At 70.2% G+C, this 23,686-nt stretch carries 25 protein-coding genes; 12 read left to right on the top strand and 13 right to left on the bottom strand.

The features are described 5' to 3' along the window. The first annotated feature begins 5 nt into the window (after positions 1 to 5). The 4 genes from EV193_RS04200 (at position 6) to EV193_RS04185 (ending at position 6,798) form a co-directional block, all read left to right on the top strand. Positions 6 to 1,001, top strand: coding sequence for an ABC transporter ATP-binding protein (locus tag EV193_RS04200; protein ID WP_130342575.1), 996 nt, complete (start codon positions 6 to 8; stop codon positions 999 to 1,001). After that, on the top strand, positions 998 to 2,134 hold the full coding sequence (locus EV193_RS04195) for an ABC transporter ATP-binding protein (RefSeq protein ID WP_130342574.1): 1,137 nt from the start codon (positions 998 to 1,000) through the stop codon (positions 2,132 to 2,134). The genes EV193_RS04200 and EV193_RS04195 overlap by 4 nt, the downstream gene beginning before the upstream one ends. Before the next feature lie 176 nt (positions 2,135 to 2,310). Continuing rightward, positions 2,311 to 5,238, top strand: coding sequence for an AfsR/SARP family transcriptional regulator (locus EV193_RS04190; RefSeq protein ID WP_130342573.1), 2,928 nt, complete (start codon positions 2,311 to 2,313; stop codon positions 5,236 to 5,238). Positions 5,239 to 5,433: 195 nt separating this feature from the next. Then, a complete protein-coding gene (locus EV193_RS04185) occupies positions 5,434 to 6,798 on the top strand; it encodes a WS/DGAT/MGAT family O-acyltransferase (RefSeq protein WP_130342572.1) in 1,365 nt (454 codons plus the stop codon). A 156-nt stretch (positions 6,799 to 6,954) separates the two neighbouring features. Here the strand turns inward: EV193_RS04185 and leuA are convergent, their stop codons facing one another. Then, positions 6,955 to 8,742, bottom strand: a complete 1,788-nt coding sequence (gene leuA, locus EV193_RS04180) for a 2-isopropylmalate synthase (RefSeq protein WP_130342571.1) — start codon at positions 8,740 to 8,742, stop codon at positions 6,955 to 6,957. 363 nt (positions 8,743 to 9,105) lie between these two features. Between leuA and EV193_RS04175 the strand changes: the two genes are divergently transcribed. The 5 genes from EV193_RS04175 (at position 9,106) to EV193_RS04155 (ending at position 12,910) form a co-directional block, all read left to right on the top strand. Beyond that, entirely contained in the window at positions 9,106 to 9,363 is a 258-nt protein-coding gene (locus tag EV193_RS04175) for a hypothetical protein (RefSeq protein WP_130342570.1), read from the top strand. A gap of 15 nt (positions 9,364 to 9,378) precedes the next feature. Continuing rightward, complete coding sequence (locus EV193_RS04170; protein ID WP_130342569.1) at positions 9,379 to 9,726, top strand: hypothetical protein; 348 nt, start codon at positions 9,379 to 9,381, stop codon at positions 9,724 to 9,726. Positions 9,727 to 9,743: 17 nt separating this feature from the next. Then, the gene (locus tag EV193_RS04165; RefSeq protein ID WP_130342568.1) at positions 9,744 to 11,027 is read left to right on the top strand and encodes a YrhB domain-containing protein; all 1,284 of its coding nucleotides are present in this window, start codon (positions 9,744 to 9,746) and stop codon (positions 11,025 to 11,027) included. Between the two features lie 105 nt (positions 11,028 to 11,132). After that, a complete protein-coding gene (locus tag EV193_RS04160; RefSeq protein WP_130342567.1) occupies positions 11,133 to 12,488 on the top strand; it encodes a carotenoid oxygenase family protein in 1,356 nt (451 codons plus the stop codon). A gap of 77 nt (positions 12,489 to 12,565) precedes the next feature. Then, entirely contained in the window at positions 12,566 to 12,910 is a 345-nt protein-coding gene (locus EV193_RS04155; protein WP_130342566.1) for a hypothetical protein, read from the top strand. Between the two features lie 4 nt (positions 12,911 to 12,914). Here the strand turns inward: EV193_RS04155 and EV193_RS04150 are convergent, their stop codons facing one another. Both EV193_RS04150 and EV193_RS04145 read right to left on the bottom strand, forming a co-directional pair. After that, positions 12,915 to 13,520: a nitroreductase family protein gene (locus EV193_RS04150; RefSeq protein WP_130342565.1), complete on the bottom strand. Its 606-nt coding sequence runs from the start codon at positions 13,518 to 13,520 to the stop codon at positions 12,915 to 12,917. Continuing rightward, a complete protein-coding gene (locus EV193_RS04145) occupies positions 13,517 to 14,749 on the bottom strand; it encodes a glycosyltransferase 87 family protein (RefSeq protein WP_242613124.1) in 1,233 nt (410 codons plus the stop codon). The genes EV193_RS04150 and EV193_RS04145 overlap by 4 nt, the downstream gene beginning before the upstream one ends. A 171-nt stretch (positions 14,750 to 14,920) precedes the next feature. Here EV193_RS04145 and EV193_RS04140 point away from each other — a divergent pair, with 171 nt between their 5' ends. Together EV193_RS04140 and EV193_RS04135 are read left to right on the top strand one after the other, a co-directional pair. Then, complete coding sequence (locus EV193_RS04140) at positions 14,921 to 16,186, top strand: aspartate kinase (RefSeq protein WP_130342564.1); 1,266 nt, start codon at positions 14,921 to 14,923, stop codon at positions 16,184 to 16,186. After that, on the top strand, positions 16,183 to 17,220 hold the full coding sequence (locus EV193_RS04135; RefSeq protein WP_130342563.1) for an aspartate-semialdehyde dehydrogenase: 1,038 nt from the start codon (positions 16,183 to 16,185) through the stop codon (positions 17,218 to 17,220). Before EV193_RS04140 ends, EV193_RS04135 begins: the two co-directional genes overlap by 4 nt. Before the next feature lie 3 nt (positions 17,221 to 17,223). Here EV193_RS04135 and EV193_RS33105 read toward each other — a convergent pair whose 3' ends face one another. From EV193_RS33105 to EV193_RS04110, 6 genes are all read right to left on the bottom strand, one after another. Beyond that, on the bottom strand, positions 17,224 to 17,376 hold the full coding sequence (locus EV193_RS33105; RefSeq protein ID WP_165401214.1) for a hypothetical protein: 153 nt from the start codon (positions 17,374 to 17,376) through the stop codon (positions 17,224 to 17,226). Next, the gene (locus tag EV193_RS04130; RefSeq protein WP_130342562.1) at positions 17,373 to 17,915 is read right to left on the bottom strand and encodes a hypothetical protein; all 543 of its coding nucleotides are present in this window, start codon (positions 17,913 to 17,915) and stop codon (positions 17,373 to 17,375) included. The genes EV193_RS33105 and EV193_RS04130 overlap by 4 nt, the downstream gene beginning before the upstream one ends. Positions 17,916 to 18,064: 149 nt before the next feature. Next, a complete protein-coding gene (locus EV193_RS04125; RefSeq protein ID WP_130342561.1) occupies positions 18,065 to 18,844 on the bottom strand; it encodes a S1 family peptidase in 780 nt (259 codons plus the stop codon). A gap of 123 nt (positions 18,845 to 18,967) precedes the next feature. Next, entirely contained in the window at positions 18,968 to 19,105 is a 138-nt protein-coding gene (locus EV193_RS33645) for a methyltransferase (RefSeq protein ID WP_130342560.1), read from the bottom strand. After that, the gene (locus EV193_RS04115; protein WP_242613123.1) at positions 19,084 to 19,218 is read right to left on the bottom strand and encodes a methyltransferase; all 135 of its coding nucleotides are present in this window, start codon (positions 19,216 to 19,218) and stop codon (positions 19,084 to 19,086) included. The genes EV193_RS33645 and EV193_RS04115 overlap by 22 nt, the downstream gene beginning before the upstream one ends. A gap of 203 nt (positions 19,219 to 19,421) precedes the next feature. Further along, entirely contained in the window at positions 19,422 to 20,027 is a 606-nt protein-coding gene (locus tag EV193_RS04110) for a TetR/AcrR family transcriptional regulator (protein ID WP_130342558.1), read from the bottom strand. A 65-nt stretch (positions 20,028 to 20,092) separates the two neighbouring features. Between EV193_RS04110 and EV193_RS04105 the strand changes: the two genes are divergently transcribed. Further along, on the top strand, positions 20,093 to 20,527 hold the full coding sequence (locus tag EV193_RS04105) for an SgcJ/EcaC family oxidoreductase (RefSeq protein ID WP_130342557.1): 435 nt from the start codon (positions 20,093 to 20,095) through the stop codon (positions 20,525 to 20,527). Here EV193_RS04105 and EV193_RS04100 read toward each other — a convergent pair. From EV193_RS04100 to EV193_RS04085, 4 genes are all read right to left on the bottom strand, one after another. Continuing rightward, complete coding sequence (locus tag EV193_RS04100) at positions 20,463 to 21,680, bottom strand: MFS transporter (protein WP_130342556.1); 1,218 nt, start codon at positions 21,678 to 21,680, stop codon at positions 20,463 to 20,465. The two genes, EV193_RS04105 and EV193_RS04100, sit on opposite strands and share 65 nt — an antisense overlap. 72 nt (positions 21,681 to 21,752) lie before the next feature. Continuing rightward, complete coding sequence (gene ygfZ / locus EV193_RS04095) at positions 21,753 to 22,847, bottom strand: CAF17-like 4Fe-4S cluster assembly/insertion protein YgfZ (RefSeq protein WP_130342555.1); 1,095 nt, start codon at positions 22,845 to 22,847, stop codon at positions 21,753 to 21,755. Between the two features lie 40 nt (positions 22,848 to 22,887). Beyond that, positions 22,888 to 23,310, bottom strand: coding sequence for a DUF5753 domain-containing protein (locus tag EV193_RS04090; protein WP_242613122.1), 423 nt, complete (start codon positions 23,308 to 23,310; stop codon positions 22,888 to 22,890). After that, on the bottom strand, positions 23,249 to 23,641 hold the full coding sequence (locus tag EV193_RS04085) for a helix-turn-helix domain-containing protein (RefSeq protein ID WP_130342553.1): 393 nt from the start codon (positions 23,639 to 23,641) through the stop codon (positions 23,249 to 23,251). The genes EV193_RS04090 and EV193_RS04085 overlap by 62 nt, the downstream gene beginning before the upstream one ends. Between the last annotated feature and the right edge of the window lie 45 nt (positions 23,642 to 23,686).

Genomic DNA, 23,686 nt, shown 5'->3' with positions numbered 1-23,686 from the left:
TAACCGTGGCATTGCTCGAAGTACGGGATCTTTCCGTTGTGTTCCAACGGAAAGGGGAGAAACCGTTCACGGCGGTCGACGGTGTGAGCTTCGACGTCGACCCGGGCCAGACCGTCGGCCTGGTCGGCGAGTCGGGCTGCGGCAAGTCGGTCACCTCGCTGGCGATCATGGGCCTGCTGCCCAGGCGTGGCAATCGTGTCGGAGGCACCGCCACCTTCGAGGGGACGAACCTGCTTTCCTTGTCCGACAACCAGATGCGGGAACGGCGCGGCCGTGATCTCGGCATGGTGTTCCAGGATCCGCTGTCCTCGCTGAACCCGGTGATCTCGATCGGGCTGCAGGTGACCGAGGTGTTGCAGCGGCACCGCGGCATGAAGGGCGACGCGGCGAAGCGCAAGGCCGCCGAGCTGCTGGACAAGGTCGGCATTCCGGACCCGACCCGCCGGCTGTCGGAGTACCCGCACCAGCTCTCCGGCGGCATGCGCCAGCGCGCGCTGATCGCGATCGCGCTGGCCTGCGCGCCGCGGCTGCTCATCGCCGACGAGCCGACGACCGCGCTGGACGTGACGATCCAGGCGCAGATCCTGTCGCTGCTCAAGGAACTGGTCACCGACACCGGCACCGCGCTGGTCATGATCACGCACGACCTCGGTGTGGTGGCCGGCCTGTGCGACGAGGTGAACGTGCTCTACGGCGGCAAGATCGTGGAGCGGGCCGAGCGGCACGCGCTGTTCAACCACGCGCGCCACCCGTACACCCACGGGCTGCTCGGCTCGATCCCTCGGCTGGACGCGCCGAAGGGCGAGAAACTGGTGCCCATCAAGGGATCCGTGTCCGACAACATCCCGTGGGACAACGGGTGCGCGTTCGCGCCGCGCTGTCCGAACGCGATCGACGACTGCCGGCAAACCATGCCGGTGCTGGAGACCGACGGCCCGGGACAGCTGCGCTGCCACAACCCGGTGGAGCTGGCCGATGCCGTGCGGGAGGGGGCCCGATGACGACGGCCGAGTCGGCCGGCACCCAGGAGTCCACTGTGGACACACTGGTGTCGATCCAGGATCTGAAGGTGCACTTCCCGATCAAGCGGGGCGTGGTGCTGGACCGCACGGTCGGCTACGTCTACGCGGTGGACGGGGTGACCCTGGAGGTCAAGCGCGGCGAGACCTACGGGCTGGTCGGCGAGTCCGGCTGCGGCAAGACGACGCTGGGCCGCGGGCTGCTGCGGCTGGTCGAGCCGACCAGCGGGCACGCCTGGTTCGAGGACGTCGACCTCGCCACGCTCAAGGGCGAGCGGCTGCGCAAGATGCGCAGGCGCATGCAGATGGTGTTCCAGGATCCACTGTCCTCTTTGGACCCCCGCCAGTCGGTGGAGTCGATCCTGGTCGAGGGCATGCGCGCGCACGACCTGGACAAGAGCAAGGAGTCCACCCGGCGCCGGCTGCTGGAGCTGCTGGACGCGGTCGGCCTGCCGTCGACCTCGCTGCGCAAGTACCCGCACGAGTTCTCCGGCGGGCAGCGCCAGCGCATCGGCATCGCCCGCGCGCTGACCGTGGAGCCGGACCTGATCGTGGCCGACGAGCCGGTGTCCGCGCTGGACGTGTCGGTGCAGGCGCAGGTGATCAACCTGCTGGAGGACCTGCAGAACGAGTTCGGCCTCACCTACCTGGTGATCGCGCACGACCTGGCGGTGGTGCGGCACATCTCCGACCGGGTCGGCGTGATGTACCTCGGCGGGCTGGTCGAGGAGGCCACCTCGGACGCGCTGTACGCCGAGCCGCTGCACCCGTACACCCGGGCGCTGCTGTCCGCGGTGCCGGTGCCGGACCCCGAGGTCGAGGACGCGCGCGAGCGGATCCTGCTGGCCGGTGACCTGCCGTCGCCGGCGAACCCGCCGACCGGCTGCCGGTTCCACACCCGGTGCCCGTGGAAGCAGGAAGAGCTGTGCGACACCGACCGGCCGGAGCTGCGCGAGTTCCGTCCGGGGCACCGGGTGGCGTGCCACTATGCGGAGGACATCCTGGCCGGCAGGATCCAGCCGCACGAGGTGCGCGCCGAACTCGTCGAGGAGCACGGCATCTCGCCCGACATGCCGCTCGTCGGGCCGGCGTCGGTCACCGAGGTGCTCGAGTAGCCGCGCTGGTCACGATCATCACCGAGTCGCCGGGCAAGGGGCGCAACACGATGATCTGGGAGGCCGACAAGGTCGGCCCCCGGTGGTGTGTGAACAGTCTCGAGCGGGTCGAGTAAGTGTGGTTTTCGTCCGGTTCGCCGCACACGGGTGCGTCGATCGGTCTACCGTCCCCGGTCGTGGGGTTGAAGGTGCGGGTCCTCGGGGCACTCGAGGTACTGCGGTCTGGTGAACCCGTCCGGGTGACCAGTCCGCGTCAGCGGGCGCTCCTGGTCACCTTGGCGATGGCGCCCGGTCGTTCGGTGTCGGTGGAGGCGCTCGCGGAGAACGTGTGGGGCGAGGACCCGCCGAACAGTGTCCGGGCCAGTCTGCACACGCTGGTCGCCCGGCTGCGTTCGGCACTCGGCGAGGACTCGATCGGCACCGCCGCGAATGGCTACCGGCTCGACGTGCACCCGGAATCCGTTGACGTGGCACGGTTTCTGCGCCTGATCGAGGTGGCCGAGCGAGCCGGTGACGGTGAGCGGGACGTGCTCGCCGACGCGGTGGCGCTGTGGCGCGGCGAGCCGGTCGGAGTCGACGCGCCCGGACTCGTCGAGCGGTACCTGCTGGCCGTGCAGCGCCGGGCGGATCTGGACCTGGCGGCCGGCCGGCACGACGGGCTGGCCGCCGAGCTGGCCGATCTCGTGGCGCGCTATCCGCTGCGGGAACCGTTGTGGGAGCGGCTGATCCGCGCGCTCGCGGCGACCGGCCGGGGCGCGGAGGCGCTGGCCGCGTACGCCGAGTGCCGCGAACGGCTCGCCGACGAACTCGGGGTGGAGCCGGGGGAGGCGCTGCGGCTGCTGCACGCCGAACTGCTCGCCGCCGACGAGCCGGTCAGCGTGCCGCGCCGCCGTGAGCTGCCGAGGGACATCGGCCACTTCACCGGCCGCGCCGACGAGGTGCGCCGGCTGTTGGACGCCGGCCGGGCGGCCGTCGGACGGGCCGTGGTGATCAGTGCCATCGACGGCATGGCCGGTATCGGGAAGACCACCCTCGCGGTGCGGGTGGCCAGGCAGCTCGCACCGGAGTTCCCGGACAGTCAGCTGTGGATCGACCTGTACGCGCACACGCCGGGGCAGCGACCGCTCGGCCCGAACGTCGCGCTCGACCGTCTGCTGCGCGCGGTCGGCATTCCCGGCGCCCAGGTGCCGGAGGGGCTCGACGAGCGCGCGGCGCTGTGGCGCACCACGATGGCCGGCCGCAGGTCGCTGATCGTGCTGGACAACGCCAGGGACAGCGAGCAGGTGCGGCCGCTGCTGCCGGGGGCGGACGGGTGCCTGGTGCTGGTGACGAGCAGGCGCAGGCTGGTCGACCTGGAAGGCGCGCACGCCGTGTCGCTGGACGTGATGCCGAGCTCGGAGGCCCTGGACCTGTTCACCAGGGTCGTCGGTGACGATCGGCCGGCAGCCGAGCCGGAGGCGTCCGCCGAGGTGGTCGAGTCGTGTGGGCGGCTCCCGCTGGCGGTGCGGATCGCCGCGTCCCGGCTGCGCCACCGTCCACAGTGGACGGTCAGGTACTTCGCCGCACGGCTGCGTGACGAGCATCGGCGGCTCGGCGAGCTGCGCACCGAAGGCGGCGACGTGATCGGTGTGCTGGAGCCGTCCTACCAGGCCCTCGACGAGGACCTGCGGCGGCAGTTCCGGCTGCTCGGGCTGCACCCGGGGGCGGACTTCGACGCGCGTGCCGCCGCGGCGCTCGCCGACCTGCCGGTCGAACAGGCCGAGGACCGGTTGCAGCGGCTGGTCGACGCCAACCTGCTTCGCGAGCCGATGCCCGGCCGCTATCAGCTGCACGACCTGGTGCGCGCCTACGCGATCCGGCTCGCGTCCGGGGAGCCGGACCGGGACGCCGTGCTGACCCGCCTGACCGGCTACTACCTGCACGGCGCCGGCGCGGCGATGAACGTCGCCTACCCCGCCGAGCGGTACCGCCGCCCGGTGGTGCCGCGCCCGCACGGCGCGCCGCCGGTCGAGCCGGCGGACTTCGGCGACGCGATCGCCTGGCTCGAGGCGGAGCGGGCGAACCTGCTCGCGATCGCCACCGACGAGCAGGTGGTCCTGGTGTCGCGCATCGTGTGGCGGCACCTGAGCCGGACCAACCGGCTCGACGACGCCTGGGCGCTGTATCCGCGCGCTCTCGAGCACGCACGGTCGGCCGGCGACGTGAGCGGCGAGCTGCAAGTGTTGATCAGCCATTCCGAGCTGTACTGGCTCGTCGGCCGGCTGCGCGAGTCCATGCGCCACAGCGAACAGGCCGCGGCGGTGGCTCGCGCCACCGGGGACCGGGCAGGCGAGGCGCAAGCGTTGGCGATGCTCGGTCTGGTACACCAGCAGATGGGCGATCCACAGTCGGCGGCTGATCTCTACCGGCAGGCGATCGCCCTCGGCGAGGACATCGATGGGGATGCCGGTGGGGCGCATGTGATGGGCGTGAGCTGGTCCAATCTGGTGTGGGCCAACTGGTTGCTCGGCCGGCAGGCCGACGCCTACGAAGCCGGTCTCAGGGGGCTCGACCTCGCCCGCGCCTGCGGTGACACGCACGGGGAGGCCACCGCGCTGGGCAACCTCGGCTATTGGTGCGTCGATCAGGGGCGCTACGACGAGGCGATCGGATATCTGGAGCGGGCGCTGGAGATCGCCAGAGCGCTCGGATTCCGTAGGGCGGAGGCGAATACGCTGCATTCGCTCGGCCTGGCCTGCCTCGGCAAGCAGCGGTACGACGAGGCGGGCAAGCACCTGCACCGTGCGCTCGCCATCGCGCGCGACATCGGTGGCCGCGAGGCTGAGCGGGAGGCACTGCTCGGTCTCAGCGCGCTCGCCGTGAAGTCCGGCAGGCCGTGGCTGGCCGTCGACTGGGGGCAGAAGGCGTTGGAGGTGGCCTACCGGTTCGATGATCCGTCCCAACGCGCCGAAACCCACCACGAACTCGGCGACACCTACGAGAGTTGCGGCGATATCGAATCGGCGGTCGAACACTGGACGGCCGCACTGCTGCTGTACGACGAGATCGGTTCTCCTCGGGCCGGCGAGCTGCGAGCGACGCTCGAGCGGCACGTCATCGGCTGAGTTGGGACCGGGCGCGCCCGACATAGCGGCGTGGGGTGGGGGCGGGCGCGCCCGGTGGTCTGTGACACAACGACCGTAGGACGGCGCCCTTTCAGTTGCCTTTCACCCGAATTCGGCTGTTCCGATGTGACAAGAAATCCGGCTGTGGCGAAATCGCCGGTAGGCAGAATCGCTCGCGGTCGTTAGAAACGGTTGATGGCGAGACGACTCAAGATCAACGACGCGGCGTGGTTGCTGGCCGAGGGCAAGGACACGCCGACGCACGTGGCCGTGCTGGCGATCTTCTCCCAGCCGCCGGACGCGCCGCCGACGTTCCTGCGCGATCTCGTGGCCGAATGGAAGGAGCGCAGGACGTTCGCTCCGCCGTTCAAGTACAAGCAGCTCGGCCGGGTGGTGAAGGCCTGGACGGAGCTGGCCGACGAGGACGTCGACGTCGACTACCACCTGCGGCACTCCGCGCTGCCGGCGCCGGGCGGTGAGCGCGAGTTGGGTGTGCTGATCTCGCGGCTGCACGCGCGCGGGCTGGACCGGAACTACCCGCTGTGGGAGGCGCACCTGATCGAGGGGCTCGCGGACAACCGGTTCGCGCTCTACTTCAAGGTGCACCACTCGCAGATCGACGGCGTCGGCGGAATCCGTCTGCTGCAACGGGTTCTGTCCACGGACCCGGACGCGCGGCACATGGCGCCGCCGTGGGAGGTGGGCGTGCGCGGGCCCCGGCCGAGCACGTTGCCGGTCGCCGTGAAGGACCTTCGACCGTCCACAAAGGACAGCCTGCGACTGGCGAGCCGGGCGCTCGGGCAGTCCGCGCGGGACACCGTGCGCGGTCCGGACGGTCCAGCCGCGGCACTGTTCCGCGCGCCGAAGGCGATCTTCAACGGGCGGATCAGGCGGCCGCGCCGGTTCGCCACCCAGTCGTTGCACCTCGAGCGGATGCGCGCGGTCGCGGCGGCCTCCGGGACGACGGTGAACGACGTGTTCCTCGCGGTGTGCTCCGGCGCGCTGCGGCGATACCTCAACGAGGTGGGCCAACTGCCCCGCCCGTCGCTGACCGGGCTGGTGCCGGTGTCGGTGCGGCCGGCCGGCGACGGCGCGGTGGGCACGGCGATCAGCTTCATCTTCACCCGGCTGGGCACCGACCTCACCGACCCGGCCGACCGGCTGCGGATGGTGCACGACTCCACGGTGCTGGCCAAGCAGCGGCTGGCGCGGCTGCCCAAGTCGGCCATGGACGGCTACACCGCCGCGCTCATGGGGCCGTCGCTGGCGCAGCACGTCGCGGGCCTCGGCGGATACGGCCGGCCGACCGCGAACCTGGTGATCTCCAACGTTCCCGGGCCGCAGCAGCCGGTGTACCTCAACGGCGCGCGGCTGGAGCACGTGTACCCGGTGTCGCTGCTGTTCCACGGGCAGGCGCTGAACATCACCGCGGTGAGCTACGTGGATCAGTTCGACGTCGGGTTCACCGGCTGCCGCGACAGCCTGCCGCACATGCAGCGGCTCGCGGTCTACTCCGGGGACGCGCTGGCCGATCTGGAGAAGGCCACCGGAACGATCTGACTTCGTCCGACTTCCGCCGAACAAAATCCGAGCGGCTCGCATCGAATCTCTATGACACCGCGAAACGCGGGGCTCACCACCACGGCTGAGCGGGACGAGGTGCCCTCGCTACGGAAGGGGGAGCGAGGGCACCTCGTTCTGTCCACTGTGGACGTCTCAGCGCATGGCCCGGTTCACCGCGGACACAACGGCACGCAGCGACGCGGTGACGATCGAGGAGTCCACCCCGACGCCCCAGAGCACCCGCTCGCCCACGGCGCACTCCACGTAGGCCGCCGCCCGCGCGTCGTCGCCGGCGGTGAGCGCGTGCTCGGCGTAGTCCATCACCCGGACGTCGTAACCCACACTGGCGAGCGCGTCCACGAAGGCGGCGATCGGTCCGTTGCCGGTACCGCTGATCTCGTGCTCGTCACCCTCCACGTGCACGATCGCGTCGAGCTGGTCGTGCCCCTCGCCGTCGTCGCTGATCCTGTTGCGGTGCAAGGAAAGCGGCGCCGCGCGCTCCAGGTACTCGGTGGCGAAGACCTCCCACATCTTCTCCGGGGACACCTCGCCGCCCTGCGCGTCGGTGTGTTCCTGGATCGCCTGGGAGAACTCGATCTGCAGCCGCCGAGGCAGGTCGAGCTGGTGCTCGGTCTTCATCACGTAGGCCACGCCGCCCTTGCCGGACTGTGAGTTCACCCTGATCACGGCCTCGTAGCTGCGACCGACGTCCTTCGGGTCGATCGGCAGGTACGGCACCTCCCACGGGTGATCGTCCACAGTGGACCCAACACGCTCGGCGTCGGCGCGCAGCGCGTCGAAGCCCTTGTTGATCGCGTCCTGGTGGCTGCCGGAGAACGCGGTGAACACCAGGTCGCCGCCCCACGGGTGGCGCTCGTGCACGGGCAGCTGGTTGCAGTACTCGACCGTGCGGCGGATGTCGTCGATGTCGGAGAAGTCGATCTGCGGGTCCACGCCCTGGCTGAACAGGTTCATGCCCAGCGTCACGAGATCCACGTTGCCGGTGCGCTCGCCGTTGCCGAACAGGCAGCCCTCGATGCGGTCCGCGCCGGCCTGGTAGCCGAGTTCCGCGGCGGCCACGGCGGTGCCGCGATCGTTGTGCGGGTGCAGCGAGAGGACCACGGCGTCGCGGCGCTCCAGGTTCCGGTTCATCCATTCGATGGAGTCGGCGTACACGTTGGGGGTGGCCATCTCCACGGTCGCCGGCAGGTTGATGATCACCGGGTTGGCCGGGTCCGGCTGCCAGATCTCGGTGACCGCGTTGCACACCTCGGCGGCGTAGGACAGCTCGGTACCGGTGTAGGACTCCGGCGAGTACTGGAACCGGAACGACGTGTCGGAGTACTTGCCGGCGTATTCGACCACCATCTCCGCCGCGGACGTGGCGATCTTCTTGATGCCCTCGCGCTCCTCGCGGAACACCACCCGCCGCTGCAGGATCGAGGTGGAGTTGTAGATGTGCACGATCACCTTGTTGGCGCCCTGCACCGCCTCGAAGGTGCGCTCGATCAGCTCGGGCCGGCACTGGGAGAGCACCTGGATGTGCACGTCGTCCGGGATGACGCCCTCGGTGATGATCTCGCGCACGAAGTCGAAGTCGGTCTGGCTTGCCGCCGGGAAGCCGACCTCGATCTCCTTGTAGCCCATGCGAACCAGCAGTTCGAACATGCGCCGCTTGCGCGCGGGGGACATCGGGTCGATCAGCGCCTGGTTGCCGTCGCGGAGGTCGACGGCGCACCACTGCGGCGCGCGGGTGATCACGCGGTCCGGCCAGGTGCGGTCCGGCACGGCGATCGACTCGACCAGGTCGGCGAACGGGCGGTACCGGTGTACCGGCATCGAGGTGCCGCGCTGGGTGTTCCACGCCGGCTGATCGGCGGGCGCGGGGCGAGCCGGCGTGCGGACACGGCTCGTGGACTGGGGATCGTGGACGGGGCTCATGGAAGGGAACTCCTGCTGATGGTCTCGCCTGGTGGTCGACCGGCGGGCAACAGCTAGCTCCGCGGCGGGGAGCCGGTCAGATTAGGCCCCGTCGCGGCAGCGAAGCAGGAGGACACGTGCCACGGGCCGAGCGTAACCAGCCCGTCCCCGCTAGCGGAAATCAGCGTCCACATCGCGGGACGAAGCCGTCGCGAGTCCCGCGCTGTGCACCGGTGAGTCCCGCGCTCACGCTGCGCGAACGCGGGACTCACCGTGTCCGAGCGCGGGACTCGCGCGTTTCCGGCCGTCGACCTGGGGAACCCATGCGGCATGAATACTCGGAGATGGCACTTATCCCGTGACAGAACGGCGGGCGGCCGCGCCATGGCCGGCCGCGTGGTGTTGGCGATCGGCGGTCTGTTCGCGCTGATCGAGGCGCTCTACATCCTGTTGATCCTGTTCGGCGCGAACCCGGTGAACTCGTTCTTCTCGTTCGTCAAGTCGCTGGCCGAACCGCTCGCCCTGTTCTTCCCCGGCCTGATCCCCATCGACAACTACGACGTCGCCGTCCTGGTCAACTACGGCCTTGCCGGGCTGTTCTGGCTTCTGGTGGCCGGCGTGGTCGCCAGGATCGTGTTTTAGTGCAAAACTCCTCGCATGGCTGAGGGCGCGGAGGAAGTGACACACGACGAGAGACCGCGTCGCAACAACGCGGCAATCCGGTCACAGGTCGTCGGCATCCTCGCGGGCATCGTCCGGTGGGTCGGCCTGTTCTTCGCGGTGATCCTGGTGCTGCATGTGATCCTCACGGTCGGCGGAGCGAACCCGAACAACGGCATCACGACCTTCGTGCGCGACTGGGCCGACACCGTCGCGATGGGTTTCAAGGACCTGTTCCTGGAGAGCGATCTCAAGCTGCGCACGTTGATCAACTACGGCATCGCGGCGATCTTCTGGTTGATCGTCTCCTCGGTCGCCGCACGCCTGATCCGCCGTCTCGGGTGAGCCGATAGCGTGACCGCATGACTCACCCGGATTCACGGGAAGCCGTGCGGCGCGCGCGGAGTTGGCTGTCGGCCACCTACGGCGCGCGCGTCGAACTGGCGCGCGACGAGCCGGTCGCCGAGGCCGAGCACGCGTGGTTGTTCGCGTGCCGCCTGCACGGTTCGGACGCCCCGATGCTGAACGCGTCGGTGGTGGTGCCGAAGAACCACCGCATGCCGTTCCAGCCGGCGAATTCCGATCCGTGGGGCGACTTCTCCTACGCCGATCCCCGGCAGGGCAGCGAGTTGGTCACCCGCTCGATGTGGCGGACCAACGCCCGCGCGTGCATGGTCGCCACCGACGCGGCGATGAACGGCAGCCCGATGCAGGCCTGGCGGTGGACGCCGGGGGAGGAGACGGCGGACTGGTGGGACCAGTTCGTCGCGCGGCACTTTCCCACCGCCGAGACGCAGGCATGCCAGACCTGGGACGACGTGACGCGGTTCGTGCGCCAGCCGGGCGGGCGCGGGATCGTCTGGGTGCGCCGCGAGGTCGGCGGCGTGGAGGCCACCGGTCACCTGATCTACGCCTACTACGACGAGCAGGCCGGCGCGGTCGCCTATCTGGACGCGCAGATCGGCGGCATGGCGAAGCTGGAGCAGGAGCACGTGCGCGGGCTGACCGCGGCGCGGTTCACCTCGACTCCGCCGCAGTCCAGGCCCGCGTGGACGTCGGCGGCGCCTGACCTCACCTCGGCCGTGGCCAAGGCCGAGGGCTGGCTCGCGCTGCACTACGGCGACGAGGTCGTGCTGGACCGGCCGTCGCCGCAGGACGAGACCCGGCGCGGGTGGCTGTTCGCGGCGACCACCCGCATGTTCCAGCGCTGCGGTGACTGGCGCGCGCAGATGCTGGACGCCGCGGTGGTCGTGCCCAAGGACACCGACGAGCCGTTCTCGCTGGACAACTCCGACCCGTGGAACTGGCTCGGCCGCTGGGATTCCGGCGGTGACACCGGCAAGCCGCCCGTGCCCGGACCGGCCGCCTGGTTCCGGGACGCGATGCCGAACCTGGGCGAGGTGATCTCGGCCAACCAGCACCCGCACTGGCAGAGCGTGTTCGGCGAGCTGAACTCCTTCCCGGAGGGTGCGCGGGCGGTCGTGTGGGTGCGCCGCGCCGATCGGGCCGGCCGGGAGACCGTCGGCATGCTGTTCAACGCGACCAGGACCAACCAGGGCGCGGCGGTCGTGGACAGCACGCGCAACGCGCAGGCGAACCTGGAGACGCAGGGCATCATCGCCGTGCACGTGATCCGCTACCGCTGACCGGTAGGCGCGACACCACCCCGAGACGGGTGCCAGCGCCACCGACACGGCTGCCCCCACCAGGCACGCTCGTAACCGTAACAACGTTACGAGTCTGGAGGGGCAATGGTATTGACGGACAACGGGAGCACATCTGTCCACAGTGGACGGTTGCCGTTCATGGTCGGCGGGTTCGAGCCGGTTCGCGAGGAGATCACGGCGTTCGACCTGCCGGTCACCGGGCGCGTGCCGGAGGCGCTCAATGGGCGCTATCTGCGCAACGGTCCCAACGCGCTGGGACTGGAGGACCCGATCGCGTACCACTGGATGCTCGGCGACGGAATGGTGCACGGCGTGCGGCTGCGCGACGGCCGCGCCGAGTGGTACCGCAACCGCTGGGTGCGGCCGGCCGCCGGGCACTTCGCGTGCAACATCCACGTGATCGGGCACGGCGGCCGGATCCTCGCGTTGCAGGAGGCGGGGCCGCCGCCGTACGAACTGGACGGTGAGCTGAACACGGTCGGCGCGTACGACTTCGGCGGCACCCTGGACGGCGCGTTCACCGCGCACACCAAGTACGACCCGTTCGCCGACGAGCTGCACGCGATCACCTACCTGCCGATGGCCTACGTCCGGCACGTGGTGATCGACGGCTCCGGCCGGGTCGCCCGCTCGACCGAGCTGCCCATCACCGGCAGCCCGTTCCTGCACGACTTCGCGCTCACCGAGAAGCACGTGGTCGTCTTCGACTCGCCGGTGACGTTCGACCCGACCGCACCGCCGCCGGTGCCGTTCGTGTGGAACGAAGAGCGCCCGGCGCGGATCGGCGTGCTGCCGCGACAGGGCGGCGAGATCCGCTGGTTCGAGCTGGACCCGATCTTCTACTCGCACACGCTCAACGCCTACGACGACGGCTCGTCGGTGGTCGTGGACGTGACCACGTTCCCCGCGCCGTTCCACGCCGCCGGGTTCGGCGACGGTGGCCCGGCCGCGTCCGGCCCGCCGTCGCTGCGGCGCTGGCGGATCGACCTGGAGCACGGCCAGGTGCGCACCGAGTACGTGGACGACCGGCCGCAGGAGTTCCCGCGCCTCAACGAGTCGCTGGTGACGAGGCGGCACCGGTACGGGTACTCGGCGCAGTCCGCGGAGATGTTCCACACCTATCGCGCGGTCGCCGATGACGCGCCGCCGGACCACGTGTTCACCAACGCGCTGATCAAGCAGGACCTCGATCGCCGGGACACCGAGGTGCACCGGTTCGCGCGGGACGCGGCGACCAGCGAGCCGGTGTTCGTGCCGGCCGGACCGGGCGCGGCCGAGGACGACGGGTACGTGCTGTCCTACGTGCACGACCCGGAGCGCGGCGCGTCGGATCTGGTGATCCTGTCCGCACAGGACTTCACCGCGGAGCCGCTGGCGACCGTGCACCTGCCGGCGCGGGTGCCGCTCGGGTTCCACGGGAGCTGGATCCCGGACGCGTAGGGGGCGGCAGGGGTATGGCCGGGCCGGGTCAAGGCGTGATCGTGATGACGAATCAGTTCTCAACTGGGGAGGAACCAATGGGTATTCGTCGTCTGATCGCGGGCTCGGCCGTCGCCGTGGGGCTCGCCGCCGCGCTCACCGGGCTGAGCGGCCCGGTCGCGCAGGCCGAGACCGGCACCACCGCCGGGCCGAGCGGCATCTGCAGCTACCAGAACGGCGGCAGCTCGGACCCGGTGTACCGGGACAAGTCGGTGAGCAGCCCGGTGGTCGGGCACCTCGCGCCGTACGAGTACGTCTTCGTCAGCTGCGGTGGCTCGGTGACCGGCAACTGGTACACCTGCTCGAGCGGCAAGCGGAGCAACGTTTGGACCAACGTGCGGGGTGTGACCAGCGGGGCCTACGGCTGGCGCACCAGCTGCTGACGCGTCAGCCGAACGCCGGCCGGCCCCACTCGGCCTGCGCGACCTCGTCCAGCGGGATCCGCTTGCGCGGAGCCAGCTCGCGGTCGCGCAGGTCGTCGGGCAACTCGTCGACGGCGGCGAGTCGGCCGACCGCGATGCACGCCAGCGGCCGCACGTTGTCCGGCAGCGCGAACACGCGTGCGGCGGCGTCCGGGTCGAAGCCGCCCATCTGGTGTGCCACAAGGCCTTCGGCGACCGCCTGCAGCACGAGGTTCTCGCTGGCCAGCCCCACGCCGTACTCGGCCAGCGGGATATCGCCCTTGGCGTTGCTGGTCATCGCGCAGCCGAGCAGCAGCACCGGCGCCGCGTGCGCCCACGCCTTGTTGCCCCGGGTGAGCGCGCCGAAGATCCGGTCGTAGGTGCTGTCGCCGCGCCGGCCGAGCAGGTAGCGCGCCGGCTGGGTGTTGCCGCTGGACGGCGCCCACCGCGCGGCCTCGAGCATCGCGCGCAGCGACTCCTCGGGCACCTCGGCGTCCGGGTCGATCGCCCGCGGGCTCCACCGGGTGGCGATGATCTCGTGCGGCGGCGCGCTCGTGGCGGCGCGCTTGATCTCGGGAAACTGGCCCGTCATATGGCATACCCCCACGAGGTGATCGCGTACGCGCCGATCCACGCGCTGGTCACGGCCGCGGCGGCGAGCACGCCCAGCACGGTCGTCGGCCGCCGCTTGGCCAGCGCCACGGCGATCGGGATCAGCAGGGTGAACGCGGGCAGCAGCAACCGCGCCTTGGAGTTCATCAGGCCGTTCGCGCCGAGGTCCATCACCAGCACGCCGATCGCGTAGGCCAGCAGCGGCCACTCCAGCCGCATGCGGAACCCGATCAGCAGCAGCACCAGTGCGCTGACGATCACCCCGACCGTGGCGACCTCCAGCACCGACCGGCCGGTGGTCAGCGCCTCGATGCTGAACTTCCAGGTCGCCGCGCCGCCGTCGAACCCGGAGTCCCAGCCGCGCTGCTGCAGCGCGAACCAGCCGTCCCACCTGCCGGTGCGGGACGCCACCCAGCCGAGGTAGGCCACCAGTCCGACCGGCGCGATCAGACCGGCCAGCAGCGGCCGCCAGCTCTCCCGCCGCTTGATCAGCGCGACCGCCACGGCCAACCCGACCGCGAACAGCAGCGCGATGCCGGTCGGGCGCACGAAGCCGGCCAGTCCGCAGCACAGCCCGGCCAGCCACCACTTGCGCTCGACCACGCCGACCAGCGCCCACACGGCGAACGCGCAGAACATCGCCTCGGAGTAGGTCATCGACAGCACGATCGCCATCGGTGACGCGGCGAACAGCGCCACCAGGATCCAGCCGGTGTACTGCGAGCCGCCCCTGATCGAGGCGCCCAGCCGGGCCAGCCCGTACGCGGCGACGATGCCGAACGCGATGGTGATCACGAACGCGGAGGTGACCAGCGAGAACAGGCCGTTCGGACCGTCGATGGAGGCCAGCCCGCGCACCAGCATCGGGTATCCGGGGAAGAACGCCAGCGGTGTCTCGGGCAGGCGGTTGCCGTAGGCGTCGGCGAGGCTGGCCGGCGCGTGGTCGTACCCGCCGGCCGCGATGCCCAGGAACCACTGGCCGTCCCACGAGGTCAGCGCGTCGCCGAGCGGGGTCTTGTTCTCCCTGGCGAGCCAGCTGGCGAACAGCAGCCCGAGCTGGCGGATGCTCAGGTAGATCAGGGCCGGCGCGAGCACCACGACGATCCGCCGCATCATCGGTTTGCGACGGTCGGGCTCGACGGGTTCCGCCGCGCCGGAATCCGGCTCGGCGGTCTCCGGCACCTCGGCGGGCGCCTCCGTCGTCGACACGGCTGTAGAGATTAGACCGACACGTCGCGAAGTGCCGGGAGTGGCCGGGGCCACATGAGGCGGGGCTCGCGGAGCGACACCCCGGTAGGCTTCTGCGACAAGTGGGACGGCCGCGTCCCCGACAAACCGGGTTCGGGCCGTCTCGTCGGGGATAGAGGAGGTTGTGACCCAGTGGCGCTCGTCGTCCAGAAATACGGCGGTTCCTCGTTGGAGAGTGCCGACCGCATCAAGCGGGTCGCCGAGCGCATCGTCGCAACGCGCAAGGCCGGCAACGATGTCGTCGTGGTGTGCTCAGCGATGGGAGACACCACCGACGAACTGCTCGACCTGGCTCAGCAGGTGAATCCCGTTCCTCCGGAGCGGGAGATGGACATGCTGCTGACCGCCGGTGAGCGGATCTCCAACGCGCTCGTCGCGATGGCCATCAGCGCGCTCGGCGCGGAGGCGTGGTCGTTCACCGGCTCCCAGGCCGGCGTGATCACCGACTCCGCGCACGGCAAGGCGCGGATCATCGACGTGACCCCTGGCCGGGTGCGCGAGGCGTTGGACAAGGGCTACATCGTTCTGGTGGCCGGTTTCCAGGGCGTCAGCCAGGACACCAAGGACATCACCACGCTCGGCCGGGGTGGCTCGGACACCACGGCCGTGGCGCTCGCGGCCGCGCTGAACGCCGACGTGTGCGAGATCTACACCGATGTGGACGGCGTCTACACCGCGGACCCGCGCATCGTCAGCAACGCCAGGAAGCTGGACACCGTCCCGTTCGAGGAGATGCTCGAGATGGCGGCGGGCGGCGCCAAGGTGCTGATGCTGCGGTGCGTGGAGTACGCGCGGCGGTACAACGTGCCGATCCATGTGCGCTCTTCGTTCAGCGACAAGCCAGGCACCATCATCTCGGGCTCAGTGGAGGAGCTTTCCGTGGAACAGGCCATGATCACCGGAGTCGCACACGACGGGTCCGAGGCCAAGATCACCGTGACCGCGGTGCCGGACCACCCCGGTGTCGCGGCGAAGATCTTCCGCGTGGTCGCGGACGCGGAGATCGACATCGACATGGTGCTGCAGAACGTGTCCGGCACCGCGTCCGGGCGCACCGACATCACCTTCACGCTGTCCAAGACCAACGGCCCGACCGCGGTCGAGGAGTTGGAGAAGATCAAGGACGAGCTGGGCTTCGAGTCGGTGGTCTACGACGACCACGTCGGCAAGGTCTCGCTGGTCGGCGCGGGCATGCGCTCGCACCCGGGCGTCACCGCGACGTTCTGTGAGGCGCTGGCCAAGGCCGGCGTGAACATCGAGATCATCAACACCTCGGAGATCCGGATCTCGGTGTTGATCAGGGACACGCAGTTGGACGAGGCGGTCGCGGCGATCCACGAGGCGTTCAACCTCGGTGGCGACGAGGAGGCCGTCGTGTACGCGGGGACGGGCCGATGAGCGGCCTTCGGATCGGCATCGCCGGCGCGACCGGTCAGGTCGGTGAGGTGGTGCGGCGGATCCTCGTCGAGCGGGACTTCCCGGTCGAGGAGATCCGGTTCTTCGCGTCGGCGCGCTCGGCCGGAAAGTCGTTGCCCTGGAAGGATTCCGAGGTCGTCGTCGAGGACCTGGAGACGGCCAGCCCGTTCGGCCTGGACATCGTGATCTTCTCCGCCGGTGGCACGACGTCGAAGGCGCAGGCGCCCCGGTTCGCCTCGGCCGGCGCGATCGTGATCGACAACTCGTCGGCGTGGCGGATGGACCCGGACGTGCCGCTGGTGGTGTCCGAGGTGAATCCGGAGGCGGTGAAGGAGGCCCGCAAGGGGATCATCGCCAACCCGAACTGCACCACGATGGCCGCGATGCCGGTGCTCAAGCCGTTGCACGACGAGGCGGGGCTGGTGCGCCTGATCGCGTCCAGCTACCAGGCCGTGTCCGGCAGCGGTGTGGCCGGCGTGGAGGAGCTGGCCTCGCAGGTGCGCTCGGTCGGCGAGCGCTCCTCGGAGTTGACCCACGACGGTTCGGCGGTGGAGTTCCCCGAGCCGGCCAAGTATGTGCGGCCGATCGCGTTCAACGTGCTCCCGATGGCCGGGTCCATTGTGGACGACGGCACGCTGGAGACCGACGAGGAACAGAAGCTGCGCAACGAAAGCCGCAAGATCCTCGGCATCCCGGACCTCCGGGTGTCCGGCACCTGCGTGCGCGTTCCTGTCTACAGTGGACACTCGCTGTCGATCAACGCGGAGTTCGCCGAGTCGATCACGGTGGCCCGGGCCAACGAGCTGCTCGCCGCTGCCCCCGGTGTGGAGTTGACCGACGTGCCGACCCCGCTGCAGGCGGCCGGCAAGGACCCGAGCTACGTCGGCCGGATCCGGCAGGACTCCGGCGTGGACGACGACCGCGGCCTGGTGCTGTTCCTGTCCAACGACAACCTGCGCAAGGGTGCCGCGCTCAACACCGTGCAGATCGCCGAGGTCGTCGCCACCACGCTGTAGCTCCTAGCCGCGCATCGTCTGCTTGATCCAGACCACGTGACTGGTCACGTCGGTCCAGATCTCCTTGCCCGGCGCGGCGGTTCCCGCGGCGAGCGTCGCGATCGACGACCCTCCCACGAGTCCCGCCACGGCGGCCCGTACCCGTTCGGACGTCACGAGCCGCAGTGCGTGCCCGAGATGCGCAGGTGGATGTCGGTCACCTCGCCGTTGTCCACCACGAAGTCGAACACCGCGACGTGGCTCCCCGGCACGTTCGCGTGGTGGATGAAGTCCATCTCCGGGTCCTGCTGCAGGTCCGGGTACGCGGCGCGCAACTGGTCGACCGTGGAGCCGCGGGTGATCCCCTGCGCGGTGGTCATCAGGCTGGTGGCCCCGATGTCGAACACGCCGTTCTCCGGGGAGATCAGGACTCCGCTGGCCCGCGACATCGTGCCCTCGCTCGGCGCGAAGTAGTACGCGACGCAGCCGCCGAGGTCCTGACGGTCGACCAGCAACCCGGTGGCGACCGCCTGCTGTTCGCTCATGCCGAGCAACAGGCTCTTGTACCCGTCAGGGCCGAGCGTGTTCGGCGCCGGCGCGACGACGGGTGCCGGCTCGCCGGTCGTGGATTCCGCCGAGGCGGGGACGCCGATCGCCAGCGCACCGTCCAGTCCGATCACCGTCGCGACGATGGCCGTTCCAATCCTCTTTCGCATCTTCGTTCCCTCCCTTGTCCGGGCCCGCCGTTGGGCGGGTCTACACAGGGTTCGATGCGCCCTGTGTCGGATCGGTTGGGAATTCTCGACAAAACGCACGACGACCGCGGCAAATCCTGCCGCGGTCGTCGTTGGTGACGCTGGAGGGCCTACTTGATGCCGGTCTGCTCCTTCACCCAGGCCACGTAGCTGGGCACGTCGGTCCAGATCCCGGTGCCGGTGGAGCACTTCGGGTCGCTGTCGCCGTCGCGGCTGGTGGCGCCGACGAGTTCCCAGGCGCCGGCCTTGCCCTTGAGCTGCGGCCCGTCCGAGTCACCGAAGCAGCCCATGGCGTTCTCGGTGTCGCTGTCGGTGCAGATCTCGTTGCCCGGGGCGAAGTTGACGCAGTTGTCGTCCTCGACCTTCTTGGTGTCCAACTCCTGCAGGGTCTTCGGCGGGACCTGGTCGCCGTCCTTGGTGGTGCCCCAGCCGAGGATCCTGGTGGGCGTACCCGCGGGCCCGGTCTCCGACGCGATCGCGATCGGCTTGGCCTGGACGGCCTTGGCCAGCTTGACCACGGCGAGGTCGCCGCCGGGCTTGCCCGAGCCGTAGTCCGGGTGGATGCTCACTTTCGCCGCGTCGACGAGTTCGCCGCCGCCGTCGACGGTCTTGCTGCCGATCCGCAGCTTCAAGCCGGTCACGCTGCCGTCACTGGGAACGCAGTGCGCCGCGGTCACCACCCACTCCGGCGCGATCAGCGACGCGCCGCAATTGTGCCGGCCGTTGCGCTGCAGTGACGCCATGAACGAGTAGTCCTCGGTGGCGTCGTGCCCGCCGATGATCATCGGCTGGACGTCGGCGGACGCGCTTGGTTGCAGCAGTGTCACCGTCGACAGCGCGATCGCCCCGGCGAACCCGGCGGCGATGGCGCGCACCCGTGTCTTAGGCATGTGTGCCTCCCCTTCACTCGATACTTTGCTGAGGAAGCTATTGGCGCGGCGGGTCCGCGCGGCACCGACGAAAGGCGGGAGTGCGGCTCGGTGCGCAGCCCCCGCCGAGGCAGACGATCGAGTTCACGTCGTCCAGGTTCTCGTCGTGGGCCAGTTGAAGATCACGCTCTTGCACTGGTACAGGTCCGCCGGCGGGATCGACTCGAAGAAGTCGCCGGTCCGGATCTCGCACCGGTCGGTCACCCGGGCGTCGGCCAGCACTTCGGCGTGTACCGGACGCCGTCGGCCTGATCGAGGACGGTGCCGCGCAGGTGCGGGTTGGCGGCGAGCACGGCGGCGATCAGCGGGCCGCTGCCACCGCCGATGTCCACCACGGTGGAGAAGCGAGGCCAGTGCGCGGAGTACACGGGTGAGCGAGGGCTCGTGGGTGGACGTGGTGCGGGCCAACTCCTCGGTGGTGACGGCGGACTCGCCGATGGCCAACTTTTGAAGTCGACGTGAGGTCAACCGTGACGGAACGCGGGACTCGCCGGTGCAGGGCGCGGGACTCGCCGGTGCGCAGCGCGGGACTCGCGAGTTATGTCAGGACGGTGCCGGCCAGGGTCTCGGCGAGCCAGGACTCGTACTCGTCGTGCGACCAGCCGGCCTCGATCACCAGGCTGTTGTGCACGCCGGGACGCATCAGCGCGGCCACGACGTCGCCGGCCCTGGGATCCACGGGCGTGCCGGTGTCGCGGATGCGCCGGATGACCATCTCCACGGCGAGCCGGTTGCGCCGCCAGCCCTCCGCCTGGGTCGCCGCGATGTCCGGCTCGACGGCCGCACCCGAGCGCAGGATCGCCACGATGTCGCCGCACCGCTCGCCGATCTGCCGGGCGGCCCTCGCGAGCAGGCCGAGCAGCTCGCGCGGGTCGTCCAGGTCGTCAACGGTCCGGATCAGGTCGGGCAGGCCGGCCTCGTCGTCGAGCAGGTCGACCAGCCCGGTGAGCACCCCGGCCTTGGACCCGAAGTGCGCGTAGATCGTCTGCGGTGACACCCCGGCCTGCTGCGCGATCAGCCGGATCGGCGTGCGCGCGTATCCGCGCTCGGTGAACAGGCCGCGCGCCGCGGTGAGGATCGTGCGCAGCGTCATCGCCTCGCGCCGGTCGCGCAGCCGGACGATGCCGGGCAGGTCCTCGGGCATGTACTCTCCGATTGGAACGTTGTTCCAACTAGTGGATCGTCATTCTAAGACTAAGGGGGTTGACCATGAGCGTGGAGGACATCATCGCCGACATGGCGCGTGCCTGGAACGCGGGCGACGGGGCCGGCTGGGCGAAGCACTTCGCCGAGGACGCCGACTTCGCCGACGTGGTGGGGCGCATCCAGCGCGGCCGGGAGACGATCGCCACCGAGCACCAGAAGATCTTCGACACGATCTACCAAGGCAGCCACCTCGAGTACTGGGTCACCGACAGCCGCCCGATCGGCGAGGACATCCTGCTGGTGCACACCGAGTCGACGCTGGACGTGCCGAGCGGACCGCGCGAGGGCCGGTTCGAGGCGATTCAGACCAAGGTGATCAAGGGCGACAAGATCGTCGCGTTCCAGAACACCGGCAAGATCGGGATCGCCAACTTCACCAAGCACGACTCGGAACTGGAGAAGCTGTCTCCGCAGGAGTGGCGGCAGAAGAACGGTTGAGCAGGGCGATCGCCGTCCCGGCGATCAGCAGACCACCCGCGCCGGCCGCGGCGAACCCCCACGCCGGCGCGGTGTGGTCGACGACCAGCCCGATCAGCGGCGAGCCGATCGCGGTGCCCACGGTGAACGCGGAACTCTGCAGGCCGGTCGCCACGCCGCGCACGGCGACCGGCGCGAGTGCGGCCACCCGCTCGCCGGTGGCCGCCAGCGTTGGCGCGCACATGGTGGCCATCGGCACCAGGGCGAGCGCCAGCCACCACCAGGACGCGCCGAGGTCGACGCCCGTCCCGGCGATCCCGACGCACCCGCACAACACGGCCAGCAGCACCAGCAGCCGCACCTGCGACAGCGATCGCCGCACGCCGCCGTGCGCCAGTCCACCGGCCATCGACGCCGCACTGGCCACGGCGAGCACCAGGCCGGCCGCGTCCTCGGCGCCGTGCGTGGACAACGACGCGACGATGCTCACCTCCATGCCGGCCAGCACGAACATCGCCGCCGTCCCGATCGCGAGCACGGTCAGCAGCCGAGGGGTGAGCCAGGAGCGGACCGGCAGGCGCTCGGCGGCCACCTCGTGGTCGGCGCGCACCGCCGGGTTCACCAGGAACACCAGCGTGCCGGCCGCCGCCACCGCGATGCCGAGGCAGGTCAGCGCGTTCTCGGTGCCCAGCCGGGTGCACGCCAGCACGCCGAGGATCGGGCCGACGACGGTCGTCACGTCCAGCAGGATCGAGTCCAGCGCGTAGCCGGTGCGCCGTTGCTCGACCGGCACCAGCGCGGCCATCGCCTGTCGCCCGATGCACAGCACCGGTAGCAGCACGAACCCGCCGATCAGCCCGAAGACGGCCAGCACCGGCAGCGACATCGCCGGCGCGGTCAGCCAGAACAGTGACTCGCCGGTCGTGGTCACCGCCACCATCGTGCGCAGCCCGAACCGGTCGACCACCCAGCCCATCACCGGCGCGCCCAGCGACCGCCCGACCGTGATCGCCGAGCCCACCAGGCCGGCCGCCGCGAAGCCGTGCTCAAGGCCGGTGGTGACGTGCAGGATCACCGTCACGCCGGCCGCCGTCATCGGCAGCCTGGCGAGGAACACCACCAGGAGCAGCGAGCGAACTCCGGGCAGGCGCAGTGTCGCTCGATAGCGGGTCATGCTTTCGATGGCACCGCGCGGCGGGGTGCCACCACAACCCGTGGAACCCCTTATCCAGCAGGGGTTTCGCCCTCAGCCGTGCAGGCGCTTCGCCGCCTCGCGCCCGAGTTTGGGCGTGTCCGGCCGCACCGAGTCGGGGTCGATCGAGGCCGGCACCGCACGCTCGTCGGCGCCCGCGAGCAGCTCGGTTCCGGGGTCCACCGAGCGCTTGACCAACGCCAGCGCGATCGGCCCCAGCTCATGGTGCTGGGCCACCGTGCCGACCCGGCCGACCACCCGTTCGCCGGCGCGCACCGGGTCGCCGGTCTCCGGCGTTCCGTCGGCCGATCCGTCCAGGTGCAGCAGCAGCATGCGGCGCGGCGGGCGGCCGATGTTGTGCACCTTCGCGACGGTTTCCTGGCCGCGATAGCAGCCCTTCGCGACGTGCGCCGCGACGCCGATCCAGTTCACCTCATGGGGAATCGTGCGCTCGTCGGTGTCCACGCCGAACCGTGGCCGTAGTGCCGCCACTCGCAGCGCCTCGAACGCCAGACTGCCCGCCGGGCGCGCGCCCGCGTCGGCCAGCCGCCGCCACCATTGCGACGCCTCGTCGCGCGGCACCAGCAGGTCGATCGAGCCGGGCATCCGGCGCACGATCACGTCACCCGCGGTGTGCACGCCGTACTCGTCGTCCGGCGCCGCCTCGATGTCCACAGTGGACAGTGCCGCCGGCGCCTCGGGCCCGATCAACGTCAGCACCGCGCGCTCGGCCGTGGCGTCGCGCGGCTCCACCTTGGACCAGAAGCGCATCGCGTCCAGGTACTCCAGCAGCGACTGCCGATCGCCACGCGCACCCGTCACCGTCATGCCGGGTTCGCCGTCCATCCACACCGTGCTGTCCGTGTGCGCGAGCACCATGTGCGCCTCGACCCGGCCCTGGCCGTCCAGCACCAGCGCCTCGGTCCCCGCGCCGTCGGCCAGCTCGGTGACGTGCTGCGAGATCACCAAGTGCAGCCAGGAAAGGCGTTCTTCGCCGGGCACCGCGATCAGCTCGCGGTGCGACCGGTCCACCACCACGACCGCGCGCTCGGCGGCCCGTTGCTCGCCGAACGGGTCACCGAAGTGCCACGGCACCCCGGCATCGGTGGACTCCTCGGGCGGCGGTACCGCACCTGGCAGATCGAGCATCCTCAGGGTGTCCCTTCGATCGAGCAGACCTCAGTGTTGGTCAACGCGGCGGACCGGCCGAGTCTTCCCTTTTCGCGGCGAGATCACGTGCCACATCCGAGAGCACTGCTCTCGTTTGCCCCTCGGACAATGCCACACGATCGAGAGCGGCCGTCGTACGCCGATACGAGTCCATGGTGGAGCCGCGCTCCAGGAACGCCTGCCAGTGCAGGTCCTCCACGTGCACGACCGGATGGAAGTCGATCACGTCCATGAAGTGGTACGGCTGCTCGCCTCGGTGGAACCCGACGGCGTCCGGGATCACACGGATCGAGACGTTCGGGCGCACCGACATGCGCAACAGGTGATGCAGTTGATCGCGCATCACCTCGGCACCCGGCCCGGTCCGCCACAGCATGTGTTCATCGAGGAGGAAGTTCAACTTCGGTGCGCGATACCGGTCGATGATCCGCTGGCGTCGCATTCTGATGGCGACGCGGGTCGTCGATCTCGTCCGCTGGGACGACCTGCTGAGGCAGGTGCTCGTACTCCAGCCACCAGCCGGGCTCGTGCGACTCACGGGCGAGCTGGAGGAGACTGTCCCGTGCGGGACCACGGATTCCGCACAAGGCGAGGATCCCCGCGATGTCGTTCTCGTCCACGCCGCGCGTGGCCCGGAAGATGTTGGACACCTTCGACGGCGAGAAGCCCATCTTGCGCGCGAGTTGCCGGCTGTCGAACCCCGCCGCCTCGACCGCGCGCCGCAACGCCAACCCCAGTTCGCGAGACCGGATGGTCGGTTCCTTGTCGCCCATGGGACAACGGTAGAACCGGCGACCGCTTTCACGCGCCCGACACGA

The sequence above is a fragment of the Herbihabitans rhizosphaerae genome (assembly GCF_004216555.1).
GTDB classification, from domain to species: Bacteria; Actinomycetota; Actinomycetes; order Mycobacteriales; family Pseudonocardiaceae; genus Herbihabitans; species Herbihabitans rhizosphaerae.
The sequence above is the reverse complement of the archived record's forward strand: the minus strand, read 5'-3'. Positions and strand labels throughout refer to the sequence as shown.

What these genes read in the sequence shown, in the direction of transcription:
- EV193_RS04195 (WP_130342574.1), top strand. Translation starts at nt 998, where the DNA reads ATGACGACGGCCGAGTCGGCCGGCACCCAGGAGTCCACTGTGGACACA.
- EV193_RS04185 (WP_130342572.1), top strand. Translation starts at nt 5,434, where the DNA reads ATGGCGAGACGACTCAAGATCAACGACGCGGCGTGGTTGCTGGCCGAG.
- leuA (WP_130342571.1), bottom strand. Translation starts at nt 8,742, where the DNA reads ATGAGCCCCGTCCACGATCCCCAGTCCACGAGCCGTGTCCGCACGCCG.
- EV193_RS04175 (WP_130342570.1), top strand. Translation starts at nt 9,106, where the DNA reads ATGGCCGGCCGCGTGGTGTTGGCGATCGGCGGTCTGTTCGCGCTGATC.
- EV193_RS04170 (WP_130342569.1), top strand. Translation starts at nt 9,379, where the DNA reads ATGGCTGAGGGCGCGGAGGAAGTGACACACGACGAGAGACCGCGTCGC.
- EV193_RS04165 (WP_130342568.1), top strand. Translation starts at nt 9,744, where the DNA reads ATGACTCACCCGGATTCACGGGAAGCCGTGCGGCGCGCGCGGAGTTGG.
- EV193_RS04160 (WP_130342567.1), top strand. Translation starts at nt 11,133, where the DNA reads ATGGTATTGACGGACAACGGGAGCACATCTGTCCACAGTGGACGGTTG.
- EV193_RS04155 (WP_130342566.1), top strand. Translation starts at nt 12,566, where the DNA reads ATGGGTATTCGTCGTCTGATCGCGGGCTCGGCCGTCGCCGTGGGGCTC.
- EV193_RS04150 (WP_130342565.1), bottom strand. Translation starts at nt 13,520, where the DNA reads ATGACGGGCCAGTTTCCCGAGATCAAGCGCGCCGCCACGAGCGCGCCG.
- EV193_RS04135 (WP_130342563.1), top strand. Translation starts at nt 16,183, where the DNA reads ATGAGCGGCCTTCGGATCGGCATCGCCGGCGCGACCGGTCAGGTCGGT.
- EV193_RS04130 (WP_130342562.1), bottom strand. Translation starts at nt 17,915, where the DNA reads ATGCGAAAGAGGATTGGAACGGCCATCGTCGCGACGGTGATCGGACTG.
- EV193_RS04125 (WP_130342561.1), bottom strand. Translation starts at nt 18,844, where the DNA reads ATGCCTAAGACACGGGTGCGCGCCATCGCCGCCGGGTTCGCCGGGGCG.
- EV193_RS04110 (WP_130342558.1), bottom strand. Translation starts at nt 20,027, where the DNA reads ATGCCCGAGGACCTGCCCGGCATCGTCCGGCTGCGCGACCGGCGCGAG.
- EV193_RS04105 (WP_130342557.1), top strand. Translation starts at nt 20,093, where the DNA reads ATGAGCGTGGAGGACATCATCGCCGACATGGCGCGTGCCTGGAACGCG.
- EV193_RS04100 (WP_130342556.1), bottom strand. Translation starts at nt 21,680, where the DNA reads ATGACCCGCTATCGAGCGACACTGCGCCTGCCCGGAGTTCGCTCGCTG.
- ygfZ (WP_130342555.1), bottom strand. Translation starts at nt 22,847, where the DNA reads ATGCTCGATCTGCCAGGTGCGGTACCGCCGCCCGAGGAGTCCACCGAT.
- EV193_RS04090 (WP_242613122.1), bottom strand. Translation starts at nt 23,310, where the DNA reads ATGCGACGCCAGCGGATCATCGACCGGTATCGCGCACCGAAGTTGAAC.
- EV193_RS04085 (WP_130342553.1), bottom strand. Translation starts at nt 23,641, where the DNA reads ATGGGCGACAAGGAACCGACCATCCGGTCTCGCGAACTGGGGTTGGCG.